The sequence below is a fragment of the Streptomyces sp. Xyl84 genome, from assembly GCF_059731885.1.
In genome coordinates this window covers 756,143-774,432 of the sequence record NZ_AP029182.1, presented here as the reverse complement: position 1 = coordinate 774,432, position 18,290 = coordinate 756,143, and the positions used below count along the sequence as shown (strand labels likewise).

Below are 18,290 nucleotides of genomic sequence, written 5' to 3'. Positions count from 1 at the left end.
CCGTTCGCTCCGCCTTTGCACGATGTTGGCAGACAACCGCGGCCGGTGACAGTTGTGTGCCCGAATCCGGGGCGGGGCAGGGCTCCTTACCGGCCGTCGTGGATGCCTGGCGGGTGCGGTCTCACCCCGTCGCGAGCACCCTGCGCAGCCAGTCCAGCCGGGCGGTGCGCGCCGAGCGGGACAGGGCCGCCCCGGGGGCGAGGCCGTCGAAGCCGTGGAAGCCGCCCGGCCAGACGTGGAGTTCCGCGGCGCCCCCGGCCCGCCAGAGGCGGGAGGCGTAGGCGACGACCTCGTCACGGAAGGTCTCCGCGGAGCCGACGTCGAGGAAGGCCGGCGGCAGGCCGGCGAGGTCCCCGGCGCGGGCCGGCGCGGCGTACGGCGACACGTGCGGGCCACCGCGCCGCTCGCCCAGCAGGGCCGACCACCCCGTCTCGTTGGCCGTGCGGTCCCAGGGGCCGATGCCCGCCATCTGGTGCGCGGACGGCGTGTCGTTGCGGTCGTCGAGCATCGGGGACAGCAGCATCTGCGCGAGCGGACGAGGGCCCCGGCGGTCGCGCAGCAGCAGCGCCAGGGCGGCGGCGAGGCCTCCGCCCGCGCTCGCGCCCAGGAGCACGATCCGCTCCCGGTCGCCGCCCAGGCGCGCGGCGTGTTCGGCCGTCCACACCAGCCCCGCGTACACGTCCTCCACGGGCGCGGGGTGCGGATGCTCCGGTGCCAGCCGGTACTCCACCGACACCACGACCGCGTCCAGCTCCTGAGCCCAGTCCAGGGCCGTGTTCACGCCGAGCCGGTTGTTCCCGAGGACCATGCCCCCGCCGTGCACGTGGTACAGCACGGGCCGTGCGGTGCCGGGCGCCGCCGCCGTGGGGCGGCAGACCAGCAGGGAGACGGCGGGGGCGCCCGGGGGGCCGGGGACCGTCCGGTCCGCCGCCTCGAAGGCTCCGCCCAGCGTCAGGTCCAGCGCGGCCGACAGTTCCGAGGCCGCGTCCCCGTCCCGCCGGGCGGCGGCGACGTCCTCGGGGGTGAGCCCTGGCCGGGCCAGGTCGCCGGCCTCCTCCAGAGCGGCGGCCAGCTCCGGGTCGAACGGGGGCGGGACCGGTTTCATGGCGTCTCCTTGCCGGGGCACGACGGGTACGGCGGCACGCCCGCTCGCGGACGCGCCGCCCCCCGTGTACCCGCCCGGGCGGGTGCCCTCGGCAAGGAGGGCCGGAGCCGCGCACGGCTCCGGCCCTCCCGGTGGTACGGCTCGCTCAGGCGGCGATGACCTCGTCGGCGTGGCCGCGCAGGCGGGCGACGACCTCGGTCAGCTGGCCGGCGACCTCGGCGTCGTCCGCCGGGTGCGTCTCGGTGAAGCGGGTCACGGAGCCCGGGATGGAGAGCTTGATGTCCTCGATCACCTTGCCGCCGGCGATGCCCACGGCCTTGCGGGTGTCGTCGTGCGCCCACACGCCGCCGTACTGGCCGAGCGCGGTGCCGATGACGGCGACCGGCTTGCCGCCGAAGGCGCCGGCGCCGTACGGACGGGACAGCCAGTCGATGGCGTTCTTCAGGACGGCCGGGATGGTGCCGTTGTACTCGGGGGAGAAGAGCAGGAAGGCGTCCGCGGCCAGGGCGGCCTCGCGCAGCTTGACGGCGGCGGCCGGCACGCTGCCCTCGACGTCGAGGTCCTCGTTGTAGAACGGGACGTCGGCCAGGCCCTCGAACACCTGGACCTCGGCGCCCTCGGGGGCGAGCTTCGCGGCAGCCTCGGCGAGCTGGCGGTTGTGCGAGCCGGCGCGAAGGCTGCCGACGAGCGCGAGAATGCGAACAGACATGGGGGACTCCAAGGGGTGAAACACTGCCGTAACCAACCGGACCGAGGTCCGTTTAATTTTCTACCAGATTAAACGGACCGCGGTCCAGTTGTCTTCCCCATGCTTTACGCTGTCTTCATGTCCAGCGCTCTGCCGCCCTTCCCCACGCCTCAAGAGCCCTCAGAAAAACCGGTGTTGCTCGAACTCGGCGCCGGTTCGGACGAGCCCTGCCTGCGCGCCGACGCGGCACGCAACCGCGCCCGGCTGCTGGACGCCGCAGCCCGCCTGGTGGCGGAGCACGGCGCGGCGGGCGTCACGATGGAGGCGGTGGCGGCGGCCGCCCAGGTGGGCAAGGGCACGGTCTTCCGCCGCTTCGGCGACCGCACCGGCCTGCTCACCGCCCTGCTGGACCACTCCGAGAGCAAGTTCCAGGCGTCCTTCCTCAGCGGCCCGCCTCCCCTGGGCCCGGGCGCGCCGCCCGTGGAGCGGCTGCGGGCCTTCGGCTGTGCCGCGCTGCGCCGCGCCGCCGACGACCTGGAACTGCAGCTCGCCGCGGAACCCTGTCCGGACCGCCGCTTCCTCGTACCGGCCCGCCGGGTGCGCCACGCCCATGTCGTCATGCTGCTGCGCCAGGCGGTCCCCGGGGCGGACGCCGAACTCCTCGCCCAGGCGCTGATGGGCTACCTGGAAGCCGCGCTGCTCCACCACCTGACCCGGCAGTGCCAGATGCCGATGGAGCGGCTCCACGCCGGCTGGTACGACCTGGTCGACCGCCTGACGGGTGCCGGGCGGCCCGGCTGAGCCCCGTAGCCCCGCCCCCCTGGCCCTGCCGGGTGCCCGCCCCGCCCCGGTAGCGGCTTCGGACGGCGATGTCCGGGAACGGCGGCGGGGCCCCTCCCGCACCGGGAAGGGCCCCGTCCGCCACCATGACCGCCGCCGGAGCAGGTCACCGGCGTCTACTCGCCGGACTGCCCCGCCTGCGCCTGCTGCTCGGCGACCGCCTTGCGGACCTCGTCCATGTCCAGCTCACGGGCCTGCCCGATCACATCCGCCAGAGCGGCCTCGGGCAGCGCGCCCGGCTGCGCGAACACGGCCACCTGGTCACGGACGATCATCAGCGTCGGGATGGACTGGATCCCGAAGGCCGCCGCCAGCTCCGGCTGCGCCTCCGTGTCCACCTTGCCGAAGACCAGGTCGGGATTGTCCGTGGCCGCCTTCTCGTAGACCGGGGCGAACGAACGGCACGGCCCGCACCAGGACGCCCAGAAGTCGATGAGAACGAACTCGTTCTCCGTGACCGTCCGGTCGAAATTCTCCTTGGTCAGCTCCACGGTGCTGCTCATGGCGTGTCCTCTTCCTGGTGTCGGGTTGAGCCGTCCGCACAACACGGCCGACCCTACGGGCTATTCCGTGCGCGCAACGCACTGCTCCGCGCGCGTACCCATGTGGCCTGCGGGCACACCACCCACCAGACTGACCCCATGACGGAAACGGAAACCCTCACGTACGACGTCGTCGTGCTCGGCGCCGGCCCGGTCGGCGAGAACGTGGCCGACCGCACCCGCGCCGCAGGCCTGTCCACCGCGATCGTGGAGAGCGAACTCGTCGGCGGCGAATGCTCGTACTGGGCCTGCATGCCCAGCAAGGCCCTGCTGCGTCCGGTCATCGCCCGCGCCGACGCCCGCCGCCTGCCCGGGCTGAGCCGGGCCGTGCAGGGACCGCTGGACACCGCCGCGGTCCTCGCCCGCCGTGACGAGTACACCTCGCACTGGCACGACGACGGGCAGGTCGGATGGCTGGACGGCATCGGGGCGGACCTGCACCGCGGCCACGGCCGGCTCGCGGGCCCGCGCACCGTGACGGTCACCGGTCCGGACGGCGCACTCAAGACCCTGACCGCCCGGCACGCCGTCGCCGTCTGCACCGGCACCCGCGCCCAGCTGCCCGGCCTGCCCGGTCTCGACGAGGTCAGGCCGTGGACCAGCCGGGAGGCCACCAGCGCCGAGAAGGTGCCGCGGCGGCTGATCGTGGTCGGCGGCGGTGTGGTCGGCACCGAGATGGCCACCGTCTTCCAGGCGCTCGGCTCCCAGGTCACCGTGCTGGTGCGCGGCAAGGGACTGCTGCCCCGCATGGAACCCTTCGCCGGTGAACTCGTCGCCGACGCGCTCACCGAGGCGGGCGCCGACCTGCGCACCGGCACCTCCGTGGAGTCCGTGACCCGCGAGAACGGCACCGTCGTGGCCGTCACCGGCACCGGCGAGCGCATCGAGGGCGACGAGATCCTCTTCGCCACCGGACGCGCCCCGCGCACCGACGACATCGGCCTGGACACCGTCGGCCTGGAACCGGGCTCCTGGCTCACGGTCGACGACACCCTGCGGGTCGAGGGCACCGACTGGCTCTACGCCTGCGGCGACGTCAACCACCGCGCACTCCTCACCCACCAGGGCAAGTACCAGGCCCGGATCGCGGGCGACATCATCGGCGCCCGCGCCGCCGGCACCGCCTCGGGCGAACCGGCCCCCTGGGGCCCGCACGCCGCCACCGCCGACCACCACGCCGTCCCCCAGGTCGTCTTCACCGACCCCGAGGCGGCCGCCGTCGGGCTGTCGCTGGCGGAGGCCGAACAGGCCGGCCACCGGGTCCGCGCCGTCGACGTGGACCTCACCTCCGTCGCCGGCGCCGGGCTGTACGGCGAGGGCTACCGGGGCCGCGCCCGCATGGTGGTCGACCAAGACGAACGGATCCTGCGCGGCGTCACCTTCGTCGGCCCCGGCGTCGGTGAACTGCTCCACTCGGCGACCGTCGCCGTCGCCGGGCGCGTCCCCGTCGACCGCCTGTGGCACGCCGTCCCCTCGTACCCGACCATCAGCGAGGTGTGGCTGCGGCTGCTGGAGGCCTACCGCGGCTGAACCGGCCGCGGCAGGCGTTCGGGCCCGGTCAGCGCAGGGGGAAGCCGAGGGCGCGCGCGGCCTCCTCGGGCGTCGGCTGCGCCCAGCGCGCCGCCATCGCCTCGTTCGAGGCCAGCGAGCGCAACTCGGCGCGGTCCAGGTAGAGGGTGCCGTCGAGGTGGTCGGTCTCGTGCTGCACGATGCGGGCGGGCCAGCCGGTGAACAGCTCGTCCACGGGGTGCCCGTGCTCGTCGAGCGCCCGCACACGCACCTCGGCGTGCCGGGCCACCACCGCCTGCCAGCCCGGCACGCTCAGGCACCCCTCGAAGAACGCGGCCCGCTCCGCGCCGACAGGCTCGTACGAGGGGTTGACCAGCACCCGGAACGGCAGCGGCACCCGGCCCCGGGCCACCCGTACCTCCTCCGGTACCGGTGCCGGATCCTCGACGACCGCGATCCGCAGCCCCACCCCGACCTGCGGGGCGGCCAGGCCCACACCCGGCGCCGCGCGCATGGTCAGGCGCAGCGCCCGCGTGAACCGGGCCAGCAGCGCGGGCTCCAACTGGCCGTCGAACGGCTCGGCGGGGTGCCGCAGCACCGGATCACCGGCCGCGACGATGGGCAACGGACCGTCGGCCGACAGGAGTTCCTCGACCCGCTCGGCGAGGGGAATGGGCGCACTGGGAGAAGCCATCGCGCCAGCATGCCACGGAGTGAAGTAGCGTGGTCCGGCACGCCGACGCCGGAGGGAGACGGACATGGCGCCGCAGGACCGGCGGACCCGGCGAAGGCAGGGGGAACTGGAGGGCCAGGTGCTCGCCGCGCTCCGCGAGGCGGACGGCCCGGTGACCGCGGCCTGGGTGCAGGAGCGGCTCGGCGGAGACCTGGCCTACACCACCGTCGTCACCATCCTGACCCGGCTGCTCGCCAAGGACGTGGTCTCCCGCGAGCGCCGGGGCCGCTCCTTCGTCTGGACGCCGACGGCGGACGTGGCCCGGCTCGCGGCACTCCGGATGCGCCGCCTGCTGGACGGGGAACGCGACCGCGAGGCGGTCCTCGCCAGCTTCGTCACCGCGCTGCCGCCCGGCGACGAGCAGGTCCTGCGCGCGCTGCTGGAGACGGCGGACGAGGACGAGCGGGGCGGCGAGGAAGATCCGGACCGCGAGGACGGGCACGGCGGAGGGGGCGAGCCGGGGGGAGCCGGCGGAGCGGAAGAAGGGGACGGAGAGGACGGAAGGGACTGACACCTGATGGGGGTCTTCGTCTTCCTGCCGCTGGTGCTGCCGCTGACCGCCTGGCCGGTCGCCCGGCTGGCCGAACTGCACCTTCACCCGCGCACCGCCACCCGGCTCCTGACCGCCGTCGCCGTCGTGATGGCGGCGTGCAGCACGCTCTGCCTCGTCCTGCTCATGGTGGTCGGCACCGCGCAACTGCCCGGCAACCCGCTGCCGGACGGCTGGGCCGACCCCGAGGTCAGAGCCGCCGTGCCGTACGACGGCGTCGCCGGCCGCGCGGCGATCCCGGCCCTGGCCGCGGTCACGGCGGCCTGCGCCCGTACGCTGTGGCGCCACCGGCGGGTGACCCGGCGCGCCCGCCGGGCCCTGACCGGGCTGCGCGGCTCCACGGTCGCGGTACTCCCCGACAGCACCCCGTACGCGTACGCCCTGCCCGGCGCGCGCGGGCGGATCGTCGTCACCACGGCCCTGCTCGACGGGCTCGCGCCGGCCGAGCGGCGCGCGCTGTTCGCGCACGAGCGCGCGCACCTGGCGGCCCGGCACCACCGCCATCTGCTCGCCGTCCACCTGGCGGCGCGCGCCAATCCGTTCCTGCGCCCGCTGCGTTCCGCCGTCGCCTACACCGCCGAACGGTGGGCCGACGAAGAGGCCGCCCGCGCGGTCGGCGACCGGCGGACCGTGGCACGGGCCATCGGCAGGGCGGCGCTGCTGTCGGCCACCGCGCCGGCGCCCACGCTCGCGGCGCTGGCCGCCACCGGCCCGGTCCCGCGCCGGGTGGCGGCGCTGCTGGCACCCGCGCCCGCCGTCCGGGACTGGCCGCCGGCGTTCACGGCGGCCGGCGCCGCCGCGTGGGGGGCGGCCGCGGGCACCGTGGTGTCCGCGATGTCCTCGGCGAACTCGGCGGTCACCCTGTTCCTGGTCCTGCAGACGGCGACGCCGCTGTAGGACCAGGGGAGCATCAGGGCCGTCGGCCGCGCACCGGCGGGCCCGGCCCACGGCCGCAGACCGGGTCCCCCCGCCGGCGCGGCCCGGGTCACCCGCCGGCAGGCACGTCACCCGCCGGGGGTTGCGTCACCCTCCGGAGACCCCACCGCCGGTCTCGTCGGCGGACCCGTCGTCGAACTCCCCGGCGAGGGCCGAGGCGACCCGCAGGTGGGTGGCGGCCTCCTCGTGCCGCCCCTGGCGCTGGAGGGTGCGGCCCAGCATCAGCCGGGCGTAGTGCTCCACCGGGTCGCGCTCCACGATGACGCGCAACTCGGCTTCGGCGCGGCGCAGTTGGGCGGAGTGGTAGTAGGCGCGCGCCAGCAGCAGCCGCGGGCCGGTCTGCTCCGGCACCTCCTCGACGAGCCCGTTCAGCACGCGCGCGGCACCGGCGTAGTCCCTGGCGTCGAAGAACATCCGCGCCCGGTCCCAGCGCTCCGCCGGGGCCCCGTGGTCGTAGTACATGGTGTCCACTGGTGACCTCCTTCGAGGCCCACAACGGAACCAGGTGATTGAAAATTCCACTACCGCGGTCAGGGGGGTCCCGGTGGCGGCGGCCACCGGTTCCCACGCGGGCAGGACGTTCGCGCGCGACTCCCTCGGCGTGACCCACGGCGGCCTCTCCCCGGTCGCAGAGAAGGGGGGCACCGGTCAGGCGAGCTGAGCACCGCCCTGCTCGACGTACAGGTGGACCGGCCCGCGCAGCACGGGGCTGCGCCGGTAGGGCGGGGGATCGGTCACCAGCGTGGGGCGGTCCAGGCGGCGCACCAGTTCGGTCAGCGCGATCTGCGTCTCCCGCCGGGCCAGCGGCCCGCCGAAGCACAGGTGGATGCCGCTGCCGAACCCCAGGTGCTGGTTGTCCCGCCGGTCCGGGTCGAAGCGGCCGGGATCGGGGAAGCGGTCCGGATCGCGGTTGCCCGAGGCCAGCATCAGCATGATCTGCGACCCCTTGGGGATGCTCGTGCCGGCGACGGTCATGTCGTTGTACGCCGCTCGCCAGGGGATGATGTGCACGGGCGGCTCGTAGCGCAGCAGTTCCTCGACCAGGGGAACGACCAGGCCGGGATCGCCGCGCAGGCGCTGCAGGACGTCGGGGTGGCGCAGCAGTGTCAGCATGCCGTTGGTGATGAGGTTGACGGTGGTCTCGTGGCCGGCGATGAGCAGCAGGTTCGCGGTGGCGACGATCTCGTCGTCGGTCATCCGGCCGTCGGGTCCGTCGTCGTGGGCCAGCCGTGAGAGCAGGTCGTCGCCGGGCCGGCCGTGACGTCGCTCCAGCAGCCCGCCGAGGTACTCGCGCAGGTCCCTGCGGGCCTGTTGGCCCTTGTCCAGTTTTTCCTTCGGGTCGGTCCGGGGGTCGTAGTCGATGGAGTTGATCAGGTCGTCCACCCAGACGTGGAACTTCGGTTCGTCCTCGCGGGGCACGCCGAGCAGACGGCAGATCACGGCGACGGGGAACGGGTAGGCGAAGTCGTCGACGATGTCGATCCGCTCCTTGCCGGCGAAGTCGTCGATCAGCCCGCCGACGATGGCCTCCAGGGCCGGTTCCATGCCGGTCACCAGCCTCGGCGTGTGCGGGGGGCCGAAGTGGCGCATCGCCATGCGGCGCAGGCGGTCGTGCTCGGGCGGGTCGAGGTTGATGAACGCCGGGGTGGCCTGCGCCTCGATCCCGGCCGGCGGACGGCACAGACTCCGGGTGTCCGAACTCAGGTGGGGGTTGTGCAGGACGTCCGCGATCTCACGGTAGGTGCTGATCACGTAGCTGCCGTCCTCCTGCCTGGCCACGGGCGTCTCGCGCAGCTCGGCGTACAGGGGGTACGGGTCGGCGCGGGAGGAGTGGTCGAGGATCCGCCGGAGCGTTGCGGTCGTCTCGGTCGTGGTCATCTCGCTCTCCCTCCTACCGGTGCTGGTACGCGGCCGTGACGCGCCGCTCACTGGGGTTGTGTCCGGTGACGACCACGGTGGCGCCCTGGGCGAGCAGGGTCGGGCCGGGGAAGTCGACGGGCACCGGTTCGGTGTCGGCGGGCTGGTCGGGCGTGGGGGAGGGGGGCGGGAAGGGCGCGGCCGTCTCGATGAGCCTGCGGTAGTGGTCCAGCCACTTCGCGTTGTTGAAACTCACCGCCGCGGTGACGCGGCCGTGATAGCCGTACGCGGCGACGAAGCGGCGGTCGCGCACCGATCCCTGGGTGACGACGACCTCGTCGGCGAAGGTCGGCACACCGACGGACTTGATGTTGACCCCGAACTGGATCGACCAGAACAGCGGGATCGACAGGTGGGGCCAGCGGTCCGCCTGGCCGCTGACCATGTTGTGCGCGGCCACCTCCGCCTGCTCCACCGCGTTGGCCCAGTGCTCCAACGAGATGAGCCGGTACTCATAGATGGGGTTGGGGCAGCGTGCCACGTCCCCGGCGGCGAAGACGTCGTCGGTGACCAGGCCGTTGAGGTCGAGGGCGCGGCAGCCGGTGTCGCAGGCGATCCCCCAGACGCCCGTCGCGAGCCCCGATCCCTGCAGCCACTCCGTGTTGCGGATGCCCCCGAGGGCGACCACCGCCACGTCGGTGTCGACGGTGGTGCCGTCGTCGAAGTGGGCGCGGCGAAGACGCCCCTGCGCGTCACCCTCCAGCCGGGTCACCTTGACACCGCAGCGCAGGTCGACCCCGTGGTCGCGCTGCATGTCCGCGGCGACCTGACCGATCATGGCACCGAGCGCACCGACCAGCGGGGCCGGCGCGAGTTCGGCGACGGTCACCGGGATGTCCCGCTCGCGGCAGATGGAGGCGATCTCGGACCCGGTGAATCCCGCGCCGATGACCAGCACCCGCGAGGGGCCGGCGGCCAGGGCCCGTTGCAGGCCCGCGGCGTGTTCGCGGGTACGGACGACGAAGACCCCGTCCAGCGCCGCCTCGCTCTCCACGAACCACGGCCGGGCCCGGACGCCGGTGGAGATCAGCACCCGGTCGAAGGGGACGGCGCGTCCGTCGGCGAGACGCACGTGGTTGGTCGCCAGGTCCAGGCCGCTGGCAGGCACCCCCAGCAGCCACTCCGCCCCGATGTCGCGACGGCGCGGCAGGGCGGTGTTCCCGGCCGGCACCCACCCGGTCAGCACCTGCTTGGACAGGGGAGGCCGGTCGTAGGGCTCGCCCAGCTCGTCCCCGATCATCGTCAGCGACCCGGTGAACCCCTCGTCGCGCAGCGCCTCGGCGGCCCGCAGGCCCGCCAGCGAGGCCCCGACGACCACGATGCGGCCGTCCCGCCTGAACGCTTGCAGATTGTCGGCGCTGGTCATGGCGTCGACGCCTCCGCCGACGCGCCACGCCCCTCCAGCCGGTCGACCAGAATCGCCTGGACCGGGCAGGCCGCGGCAGCGCGCAGGACCTGCTCGCGCCGGGCGTCGTCCGCGTTCGGGTCGTACATCAGCGCTTCCTCGCCGTGCATCCGGAACGCGTCCGGAGCCAGGAAGGCGCACTGTGCGTATCCTTCGCATCGAGAAAGATCGACGACGACTCTCATCCCGACCTCCGCAGGAACTGGCAGCCGTGGCCCCGGAAACCGGTGCCCTCGGGCGACGAGCACACGGCCCGCGGGCGAGAGGCGCGGGACGGCGAGAGCGAGGGGGTGCAGCCATGGCTCGGCTCCGCGGAAGCGATCAGTTGCACCGCGATCGTCGGGTCGCCGCGGATGCTCATGGTCATCGCGTACAAGGCGACCGGCGGGTGAAACCGCCTGGGAAACACTGACCTGACTGCGAAAAAGCCTAGCGCGGCCGTCCGCCGGCCGCACTCCGGGCAACCGGTCACGTGGCTCGGGGCACCGGCCCGGCAGCGTTCGACCGTTCGGCGCAATCGGCCCCCGCCCCGGCGTGTGCGGTGGGTCCGGTGATGGTTCGGTGTCGACAGGAGCCGGCAGGGCCCCACGAGGCCGCGGGCGGTCAGTCGAGAAGGAGAACCGGCGTGAGCGTGACTCAGGGAGCCCCTCGGGGGGTCATACCCTCACACCTGCTGAAGGGCCAGAAGGCCCTCGTCACCGGTGCGAACTCGGGCATCGGCAAGGCGACCGCCATCGGTCTGGGGCGTGCCGGTGCCGACGTGGTCGTCAACTACGTCGCCGGTGGCGAGGAGGCCGAGCAGGTGGTCGAGGAGATCACCGGGTTCGGCGTGCGCGCGATGGCGTACGAGGCGGACGTGTCCCAGGAGGACCAGGTCGTCGCGATGACCGAACGGATGGTGGCGGAGTTCGGCACCATCGACATCCTCGTGGCCAACGCCGGGCTGCAGCGCGACGCCGCGTTCACCGAGATGACGATGTCGCAGTGGCAGAAGGTGCTTGACGTCAACCTCACCGGCCAGTTCCTGTGTGCCCGGGAAGCTACGAAGGAGTTCCTCAGGAGGGGAGTCGTCCCCGAGGTGTCGCGTGCGGCCGGGAAGATCATCTGCATGAGTTCGGTGCACCAGCTCATCCCCTGGGCCGGTCACGTCAACTACGCGGCCTCCAAGGGGGGTGTCCAGATGATGATGGAGACGCTGGCCCAGGAACTCGCGCCGCACCGGATCAGGGTCAACGCGGTCGCTCCGGGAGCCATCAAGACGCCCATCAACCGGAGCGCCTGGACCACTGCCGATGCCGAGAAGGAACTGCTGCGGCTGATCCCCTACGGACGCGTGGGCGATCCGGAGGACATCGCCCACGCGGTGGTCGGGCTCGCCTCGGACCTCATGGACTACGTGGTCGGCACCACCCTCTTCGTGGACGGCGGCATGACCCTCTTCCCGGGCTTCGCGACCGGCGGCTGAGCGGCTTCGCGCCCTGGCCGGGAAGGGACCCGCCGTCCCGGTCCCGCCGCGACCCGCGGTCTCAGTCCCGCTGCTGGTCCAGGGCGTCGTCCAGGGTGGTGGCGGCCATGATCAGCGACAGGTGCGTGAAAGCCTGCGGGAAGTTGCCCAGTTGCTCGCCGCTGGGTCCGATCTCCTCGGCGAACAGGCCGACGTGGTTGGCGTAGGTCTGCATCTTCTCGAAGGCGTAGCGCGCCGGACGGGTCCGGCCGGCGAGGGCGAGTGCGTCGACGTAGAGGAAGGTGCAGAGGCTGAAGGTCCCCTCGGAGCCCCGCAGCCCGTCCGGGGAGGCCGTGGGGTCGTAGCGGTAGACGAGGCTGTCCGAGACCAGCGTGCGGTCCATCGCGTCCAGTGTCGACAGCCAGCTGGCCGTCCTGGGCGCCAGGAAGCCGACGCGGGGGATGAGCAGCAGCGAGGCGTCGAGCACCTCGCCGCCGTAGTGCTGCATGAGGGCCTGCTCCTTCTCGCTCCAGCCCCGCTCCATCACCTGTTCGAGGATGGCGTCGCGGGCGGCGGTCCATCTCGGCACGTCGGCGGGCCGGCTCTGCTCTCTGGCCAGGCGCAGGCCCCGGTCGAAGGCCGTCCATTCCATCACCCGGCTGAAGGTGAAGTCCTTGCGCCCGCCACGTGTCTCCCAGATGCCCTCGTCGGGGCGGTCCCAGGAATCGGCCAGCCGGTCGAGCGTCCGCGCGAGGTTCTTCCAGCCGTGGTAGCTGCCCCCCTGGGCGACGTCGTGTCCCTCCGACAGGGCGTAGAGCGCCTCCCCGTAGATGTCCAGCTGCAGCTGATCGGCCGCCGCGTTCCCCAGCCGCACCGGGTACGAACCCCGGTACCCCTCCCAGTGCGAGAGGATCTCCTCGGGCACGTCGGGGTCGCCGTCGACGCGGTACATGATCTGCAGCGGCTCGCCGTCCACGCCCTCCCGGGCCTGGAGGCGATCGCCCATCCAGCGCGTGAACTGGGCCGCCTCCTCGGCGAACCCCAGGTCGAGCAGGGCGCGCACGGACAGGGAGCCGTCCCGGACCCAGGTGTAGCGGTAGTCCCAGTTGCGTTCGCCGCCGACCTGCTCGGGCAGGCCCATGGTGGCCGCGGCGACCGGAGCCCCGGTGGGGGCGTAGGTGAGCAGCTTGAGCGTGATCGCCGAGCGGTGCACCACCCCCGGCCACCGGCCGCGGTACCGGGAGGAGCGCACCCAGCGGTGCCAGAAGTCCACGACGTCCCAGAACCGGTCCATCGCCTCGTCCGCGGTGAGCGGCGGCGGGGTGGCGAGACGGGCCCCGCCGACGGTGAAGACCGCCGCGGCCATTTCGCCCGCTCTCAGCGTCACCGCGCCCCGCACGTCTGTGCCGTCGCGCTCCAGGGGGAAGGTGCCCTGCAGGTGCGCCGTGACGTCGGGCGTGCGGAAGGTGGCGGTGCCGTCGCGCAGGTCGAGACGGTGGGTGGCGCGGCCGTAGTCGAAGCGCGGGCGGCACTCCAGCGCGAAGCGCACCGTGCCGCGCACCGCCCGCACACCGCGTATCAGCACATGCTCGTCAGCGGGGATGCCGGTGCGGTCCGGTGGCATGCAGTCGAAGACCTCACCGACACCGTCCGGCGACATGAAACGGGTGACCAGGACCGCTGTGTCGGGGTAGTACAGCTGCTTGCACGTGGTGTTCTCGCTCTCCGGCGCGAACAGGAAGTGCCCGCCGCGGTCGTGGTCGAGCAGGGCGGCGAAGACACTGGGCGAGTCGAACCGGGGCGCCGCGAACCAGTCGACGACGCCCCGGGACGAGACCAGAGCGGCTGTTTGCAGGTCGCCGACGAGACCGTGGTCGGCGATGGGCGGGTAACGGTCCATGATCATCTCGCTTCTCCGGGGCCTCCACTCCACTGTCCGCCCTGTGCGACTCGGCTGCCACGGGATGCGGGACCGTCAGGAGGGAGCCGCCGCCGTCAGGAGGCGTTGCCGGCGGCACCGTCGCGCCGGGGCACGGGAGAGCCGGGGGGCCGGCCGGGCGGTGGGCCGGTTCGCGCGGGCCCGTCTGCCCTGGCGGGCTCAGGACCCGCGCGTCCACCGGGACAGGCGGCGCGCCGCAAGGGCAGCAGCTCACCGGAACGGGCAGGGCACCGCGCCCCGGACACCTCCGTCGGCGGCCGGACCACGGTGCCGCTGACGCGGAGGTCCCGTGACGGCGGCCTCTCAGCGAAGACGCGTCCCGGGGCTGACCGGTTCAGGTCCTCGGGGGCCGGTCGGCCCCCGGCAGGGTCTGTCGTCCCGCTTGCGGTGGCGGCGGCTGCCGACCAGACTTGCGTATGCGGCAGTGTCGTGATGTGGAACACGCCCCGTCCGGCCGGCTCCATCGTCGGGGCCATGGTCACCGAGCCGCCCCCGTCATGCGGGAAGGCGTACGGAGACCCGGGCCGTAAGACGCGCTTCGCACCCTATGCGGCACGGCTGGGGGCCGCGCAGCCAACTCCTGTGCCTCACCGCGCGGCCTTCCCACTCAGTCTGTTGAGCGAGGCATCGGAAGGCAGGCATTTCCCATGAACGTGCAGCGCACCAAGCGGCTGCTCGCCGTCTCCGCGGCCGGCGTCCTGCTGGCAGGCGGCGGCGCGATCGGCGCGGCCGGGACCGCTGCGGCGGCCCCCACGGCCCACGTGTCCTCGTATTCCCACCATTCCGGCGACGACTGCGGCTGGGGCGGCGACGACTGCGGCTACGGCGGTGACCACGGCGGCTACGGCGGTGACCACGGCGGATTCGGCGGTGACCACGGCGGTTTCGGCGGTGACCACGGCGGTTTCGGTGGTGACCACGGCGGCGGTGGCGGCCACGGCGGTGGCGGTGACCACGGCGGCGGTGGCGGCCACGGTGGTGGCGGTGGCGGCGGCCACGGCGGTGGCGGCGGGGGCGGTGGCCACTGACCCCAACCGGTGAACGCGCGGTGTGCGCCCTCGTCGTGAGGACGCACACCTGCGCGCGTGACAGACCTTCGGAACGGAACCGGCTCCGGCACGCCCCGCTCCCCGCGCTCTGACGCGCGGAGCGGGGCGTCGCGTTCGTCCGTCACAGGCTCCAGGGACCGTGAGGAAGCACCGACCCCGGCGCGTCCAGGAAGACCAGGAAGACAAGAACCGGGAAGCCACGGTGAGTTCGGCCCGGTGCCACAGGCTGCCCGCTCCTGCGGGCGGCGACGCCTGGACGCACGACGGCCGCGGCGTGAACTCAGTCCGTCGGGCACAGGCCCCGGCGCACGTTCCGGGCAGGGCCGTGAGAACAAGGGGCGGGGTGCGGGACGCCACGACACGACGCTGCGGGGCGGTACGAGCTCCTGACCACCGGGCGGAATCCCCGAGGGGCATCCAACGGTCCCGGACCCACGGCACCGTGGATTCGGGACCGCGACCCATGCGAGGTAGTTCCAAACTACTCCGATTCCCGGGCGAGGAACGGCATGTGCCGGACTGGGAGAGCTGTGCAGGTCAGGTGGACCGGGCGTGCGGGGACGGGCCGATCGCAGTGACGGCGCGTGAAAGCGGCATCTTCCGGGCCCATTTCACGGAGCCCGCCGCCGTCCCGCCCGCATCACCCGCTCCCGGGCCACCGCAAGCGGTGGTGACCTGCGTCGGGACGGGGCACGATGGGATGAGCAGCGTGAGAGTGAGCCGTACGGTGACCGTCCGGCTGGACCGGTCGTCGTTCCCCCTCCGCACCGTCCTCCCGCTGCCCGCTCTGGTTCCCTCACCCACGGCGCGCCCCGAGCCGACGACCCCCGAGTGTCCCTGGGGAACCAGCCGTTCACAGCACAGTCCACCGCACAGGGGTCGTTAGTTCGAGGAAGATTCTGATGACTACAGAGGCTGAACTGCTCAAGGCCGACGACCACCGGCTCGACGAACTGTTCCGCGGGAGTCCGGCCGGTGAGATCCCCCGGGGCCCGATGGAGGGCCGGGCGGTCCTTCCCTCGGCAGGGCCCACGGGCGCGTGGCTGCTCGGGAATCTCGTGCACCTGTTCTGGTGGCGAGGCAAGGTCTTCAGTCCGGACGGCTACCTCAGCAACCGGCTCACTCCCCTGGACATCCTGTCCATCGTCGCCATGGTCGCGCCCGGACGCAGCCGTCTGGACGACCAGGAATGCACCGTCATCGACTACTCCCGCACGTCGTTGGCCTTCGGTGGGGTGCGCGACGAGATCCGCCAGGTCGGTCCGCACCTGTATCTGGGACTGATCTGGCTGTTCGGCCGCAAGATCGGATGGTTCACGCTGCGCGGTCCGAACGACGCCGACGCTTGAGGCGGAAGACGCCGGAGTCCCGGTCACGGGGGTGCCCAGGGACGTGCCGGTCATCGGCGCGCGGCCCTGCCGTGCGCGCTCGGCAAGACCGTCGTCACGTCAGCTCGCCGGCCACCGGCACCGACACCGCACCGTGACGACCATGACGAAAGGTCCGACCATGCTTCCGCTCACTCCCCGCTCCCGCAGGACGGCACGACGGCACGGACGCACCGCGGGAGGGAGGAAGCTCCCCCGGTGCCGTTCCGGAACCGCCGCCGCCGTGTCGGCCGGTGTGGCCCTGGCCCTGATGGGGTTGCCCGTGACCGCGTCCTCCGGCCCGCAGGGCTCCTTGCAGGGAACCGTCACCAGTGCGGGAAAGCCGCTGTCCCGGGCCACCGTCACCTTCTTCGCCGGAGACCGCAGCGGCGTCCGGGTACTGGGGCACGCGACGACCGACGCCCGCGGAGCCTTCCGGATCGCGTCCGGTCGGCGCTCGGGCTCCGTGCAGTACGTGGAAGCCGCCCCCAGGGGTGACAAGTCGTTGCGTATGCGTTCCGTCGTGGGTTTCGACTCCGGCGGCGCGGTGGCACAGCGCTCCGAGTCCTCCGTCACGGTCAACGAGTTCACCACCGTCGCCGCCGCCTACGCGCTGGCGCAGTTCACCGGCCGGCGCGGTGTCTTCGGGCCGGCCCCCGGCCTGCAGAACGCGGCGGCCACGTCGTACAACCTCGCCGACCCGGTGTCGGGCAAGCCCGGCAAGGTGGTCACCGACCAGAACAACGGGAGCAGGAACGACACCCTCGCGACCCTCGGCTCCCTGGCGAACCTCGTCTCGCTCTGCGCGCCCGGCGCGGACGCAGGGCCCTGCCGGGCCATGTTGCGCCTGGCGACTCCTGAGCACGGGAGCGCACCGGCCGACACGGCACAAGCGGTGCTCAACCTCGCCCTCCACCCCAGACTGTCCACCGCCGGGCTGCACGCCCTGGCCGGGCGGGCGCACACCTTCGGTCCCGCGCTCACCGCCGCCCCGGCGGCCTGGGTGCTGGCCCTGCACTACGCCGCCCCGGAGGTCTACGCCCCCGGCCGTATGGCCATCGACGCCAAGGGCAACGTCTGGGCCACCAACAACTGGCTGCCCGGAACGCGAGACCCCAGCCCTTACGTGACGGTGCAGGACCCTGTCGGGAGACCCGTGCTCAACAGCCCCATCAGCGGCGGTGGCATGAAAGCGGGCGCCTGGGGCATCGCCATCGACCACCGGGGCGCCGTCTGGGCACCCAGCTACGCGGGCGGCGCCATGGCGAAGTACTCGCCGGCCGGGAAACCGCTCTCGCCCGGTACAGGATTCACCGAGGGCGGCCTGAACCACCCGCAGGGAACCGCCGTCGACCAGAAGGGCAACATCTGGATCGCCAACTTCTACGGCCTGAAGGGAAATCCGGGCAAGGGGAACGTGGTCGTCTATCCCCATGGCGACCCGTCCAAGGCGATCACCATCACCGGCGGCGGTCTCGACCACCCCTTCTCCCTCCAGATCGACGGCCTCGGCCGGGCCTGGGTCTCCAACGCCCGTGCCAACGGGGCGAAACTCCTGGACACGCGAGACCCGAAGGGCCATGCGGGCGGCAGCATCACGGTGATCGGGCCCGACTTCAGACCGACCGCCTTCTCGCCGGTCAAGGACGCATCGCTCGACTGGCCCCTCGCACTCGCCGTCGACTCCAGGAACAACGTCTGGGTGCCCGACTTCATCAGCAACTCGGTGACCGAGATCAGCCCCAGCGGCAAGGTCGCGGGCGTGCACAGGCTTCCCACCGCCATCGCTCCGTGGTCCATCGCCGTCGACGGTTCCGACCGTGTGTGGGTCGCGGGCTTCGGGGCCCCCTCCGTCTCCGTCCTCTGCGGTGCGGACACGAGCGCCTGCCCGCCGGGCTCCACCACCGGCTCGGTACTCTCGCCCCCCGGCGGCTATCGCAGCGCGTCCATCCAGCACCTCACCGCCGTCCAGCTCGACCAGTCCGGCAACGTCTGGGTGGCCAACAACTGGTCCCAGCTCGCACCACCCAGAGGCGGCACCGGCCTGGTGGAAATCGTCGGGGCCGCCACACCTGTCTGCACGCCACTGCAACCGCTGCCCGCCCGCCCGGCCACCACAGGCTCCGGTCCCTGCCCGGCACAGACCAGCACGCAGAAGAGGTGACCGCCCGCCCCGGGCGTGCGGGCACGGCACGGGGCCGTACCGGAGTGCCAGAACCCCGGGACGCTCGCCCGCGTCGGGTCCGGCGGCCCAGGGCCGCCCCCG

At 73.1% G+C, this 18,290-nt stretch carries 18 protein-coding genes; 9 read left to right on the top strand and 9 right to left on the bottom strand.

All coding sequences use genetic code 11. From position 1 onward, the window contains the following. Positions 1-121 precede the first annotated feature (121 nt). On the bottom strand, positions 122-1,105 hold the full coding sequence (locus AC6I72_RS03320; protein ID WP_497999319.1) for an alpha/beta hydrolase: 984 nt from the start codon (positions 1,103-1,105) through the stop codon (positions 122-124). A gap of 145 nt (positions 1,106-1,250) precedes the next feature. Continuing rightward, entirely contained in the window at positions 1,251-1,814 is a 564-nt protein-coding gene (locus tag AC6I72_RS03315; RefSeq protein ID WP_037859189.1) for an NAD(P)H-dependent oxidoreductase, read from the bottom strand. 99 nt (positions 1,815-1,913) lie between these two features. Between AC6I72_RS03315 and AC6I72_RS03310 the strand changes: the two genes are divergently transcribed. Then, the gene (locus AC6I72_RS03310) at positions 1,914-2,594 is read left to right on the top strand and encodes a TetR/AcrR family transcriptional regulator (RefSeq protein WP_497999318.1); all 681 of its coding nucleotides are present in this window, start codon (positions 1,914-1,916) and stop codon (positions 2,592-2,594) included. 155 nt (positions 2,595-2,749) lie between these two features. On the opposite strand, the gene trxA is transcribed toward AC6I72_RS03310, so the two are convergent. Continuing rightward, positions 2,750-3,136, bottom strand: coding sequence for a thioredoxin (gene trxA / locus AC6I72_RS03305; RefSeq protein WP_037859194.1), 387 nt, complete (start codon positions 3,134-3,136; stop codon positions 2,750-2,752). 138 nt (positions 3,137-3,274) lie between these two features. Between trxA and AC6I72_RS03300 the strand changes: the two genes are divergently transcribed. Then, entirely contained in the window at positions 3,275-4,705 is a 1,431-nt protein-coding gene (locus tag AC6I72_RS03300; RefSeq protein ID WP_497999316.1) for a dihydrolipoyl dehydrogenase family protein, read from the top strand. A gap of 28 nt (positions 4,706-4,733) precedes the next feature. Here the strand turns inward: AC6I72_RS03300 and AC6I72_RS03295 are convergent, their stop codons facing one another. Then, on the bottom strand, positions 4,734-5,378 hold the full coding sequence (locus tag AC6I72_RS03295) for a peptide deformylase (RefSeq protein ID WP_497999314.1): 645 nt from the start codon (positions 5,376-5,378) through the stop codon (positions 4,734-4,736). 64 nt (positions 5,379-5,442) lie between these two features. Here AC6I72_RS03295 and AC6I72_RS03290 point away from each other — a divergent pair, with 64 nt between their 5' ends. Together AC6I72_RS03290 and AC6I72_RS03285 are read left to right on the top strand one after the other, a co-directional pair. Continuing rightward, on the top strand, positions 5,443-5,928 hold the full coding sequence (locus tag AC6I72_RS03290) for a BlaI/MecI/CopY family transcriptional regulator (protein WP_497999312.1): 486 nt from the start codon (positions 5,443-5,445) through the stop codon (positions 5,926-5,928). Positions 5,929-5,934: 6 nt separating this feature from the next. Further along, positions 5,935-6,864, top strand: coding sequence for a M56 family metallopeptidase (locus AC6I72_RS03285; RefSeq protein WP_037859201.1), 930 nt, complete (start codon positions 5,935-5,937; stop codon positions 6,862-6,864). A 126-nt stretch (positions 6,865-6,990) separates the two neighbouring features. On the opposite strand, the gene AC6I72_RS03280 is transcribed toward AC6I72_RS03285, so the two are convergent. From AC6I72_RS03280 to AC6I72_RS03265, 4 genes are all read right to left on the bottom strand, one after another. Then, complete coding sequence (locus tag AC6I72_RS03280) at positions 6,991-7,374, bottom strand: tetratricopeptide repeat protein (RefSeq protein WP_497999310.1); 384 nt, start codon at positions 7,372-7,374, stop codon at positions 6,991-6,993. A 177-nt stretch (positions 7,375-7,551) separates the two neighbouring features. Then, entirely contained in the window at positions 7,552-8,781 is a 1,230-nt protein-coding gene (locus AC6I72_RS03275) for a cytochrome P450 (RefSeq protein WP_497999308.1), read from the bottom strand. 13 nt (positions 8,782-8,794) lie between these two features. Next, positions 8,795-10,186, bottom strand: a complete 1,392-nt coding sequence (locus tag AC6I72_RS03270; RefSeq protein WP_497999307.1) for an NAD(P)/FAD-dependent oxidoreductase — start codon at positions 10,184-10,186, stop codon at positions 8,795-8,797. Further along, positions 10,183-10,410, bottom strand: a complete 228-nt coding sequence (locus AC6I72_RS03265) for a ferredoxin (RefSeq protein WP_497999305.1) — start codon at positions 10,408-10,410, stop codon at positions 10,183-10,185. The genes AC6I72_RS03270 and AC6I72_RS03265 overlap by 4 nt, the downstream gene beginning before the upstream one ends. A 42-nt stretch (positions 10,411-10,452) precedes the next feature. Here AC6I72_RS03265 and AC6I72_RS03260 point away from each other — a divergent pair, with 42 nt between their 5' ends. Together AC6I72_RS03260 and AC6I72_RS03255 are read left to right on the top strand one after the other, a co-directional pair. After that, on the top strand, positions 10,453-10,617 hold the full coding sequence (locus AC6I72_RS03260) for a hypothetical protein (protein WP_497999303.1): 165 nt from the start codon (positions 10,453-10,455) through the stop codon (positions 10,615-10,617). Positions 10,618-10,850: 233 nt separating this feature from the next. Continuing rightward, a complete protein-coding gene (locus AC6I72_RS03255; RefSeq protein WP_497999301.1) occupies positions 10,851-11,690 on the top strand; it encodes an SDR family oxidoreductase in 840 nt (279 codons plus the stop codon). A gap of 61 nt (positions 11,691-11,751) precedes the next feature. Here the strand turns inward: AC6I72_RS03255 and AC6I72_RS03250 are convergent, their stop codons facing one another. Then, positions 11,752-13,569, bottom strand: coding sequence for a glycoside hydrolase family 15 protein (locus tag AC6I72_RS03250; RefSeq protein WP_497999300.1), 1,818 nt, complete (start codon positions 13,567-13,569; stop codon positions 11,752-11,754). 686 nt (positions 13,570-14,255) lie between these two features. Between AC6I72_RS03250 and AC6I72_RS03245 the strand changes: the two genes are divergently transcribed. From AC6I72_RS03245 to AC6I72_RS03235, 3 genes are all read left to right on the top strand, one after another. Continuing rightward, the gene (locus AC6I72_RS03245; protein WP_497999298.1) at positions 14,256-14,636 is read left to right on the top strand and encodes a hypothetical protein; all 381 of its coding nucleotides are present in this window, start codon (positions 14,256-14,258) and stop codon (positions 14,634-14,636) included. 923 nt (positions 14,637-15,559) lie between these two features. Continuing rightward, complete coding sequence (locus AC6I72_RS03240) at positions 15,560-16,006, top strand: hypothetical protein (protein WP_497999297.1); 447 nt, start codon at positions 15,560-15,562, stop codon at positions 16,004-16,006. A gap of 301 nt (positions 16,007-16,307) precedes the next feature. After that, a complete protein-coding gene (locus AC6I72_RS03235) occupies positions 16,308-18,188 on the top strand; it encodes an NHL repeat-containing protein (RefSeq protein WP_497999296.1) in 1,881 nt (626 codons plus the stop codon). Positions 18,189-18,290 lie beyond the last annotated feature (102 nt).